The 694-nt window shown below is 75.8% G+C and carries 1 protein-coding gene and 1 pseudogene; both read left to right on the top strand.

The features are described from left to right. Positions 1-410 (top strand): GNAT family N-acetyltransferase (locus AE652_RS42555; RefSeq protein WP_049661676.1); only part of this gene is annotated, 410 nt, incomplete at its 5' end. Between the two features lie 98 nt (positions 411-508). Beyond that, positions 509-694: pseudogene (locus AE652_RS42550) on the top strand (hypothetical protein); the annotation flags it as partial.

The following is a 694-nucleotide window of genomic DNA, read 5'->3' as shown; positions in this document are numbered from 1 at the left end:
ATCATCGGGAAGCTGGCCGCGCACGGGACGACCGGTGGCTGTCGGTGTACCGGCGGGTGAGCGGCGACCCGGCGGTGGAGGAGGCGGCCCGGCGGGTGCTGCACGGCGGGCCCTCGGTCTGGTTCGCCACCGTGCCGGGCGCCCCCGGGCAGCCGCCGCTGGCGATCGGACGCTGCGTCATCGAGGGCGCCTGGGCCTGCTTCGGCGCGATCGAGGTCCAGCCGTACGCCCGGCGGGCCGGACTGGCGACGACGGTCATGGCGGTGCTCGCCTCGCGCGCGGCCGAGGAGGGCGCGAGCGGCGGCTACCTCCAGGTCGAGGCGGAGAACGCGGGGGCGATCGCGCTCTATGACGGACTCGGCTTCACGACCAGTCACACTTACCACTACGCGCTCCTCCCCCAGGGGTAGCCGCCAGGCCGTACCGTCCGTCCGTTCGTCCGATCGCCCCGCCCGATCGTCCGTCCGCCGCCTTGTCCGTCCGCCGTACGAAAGCCGTCGCCGTCACCGTGACCGAGCAGAGCAGAGACCGCTTCCGGACCGCCGCCCGCGCCGAGCAGCCCGACCCGGTGCTGCTGTGCCTGCTCGCCGCCGCCGAGCACGGCATGGTGCCCGACCCCGGCGACCCCGGCGAACCGCCGGGCGTGGACGCGCTGCTCGCCGCCTGCGAGGCCGCGTTCGAGCGGCACGCGGCG

This window comes from Kitasatospora sp. MY 5-36, assembly GCF_001182915.1.
GTDB lineage: Bacteria > Actinomycetota > Actinomycetes > Streptomycetales > Streptomycetaceae > Kitasatospora.
Note: the sequence above shows the minus strand (reverse complement) of the source record. Positions and strands in the feature narration are given on the sequence as shown.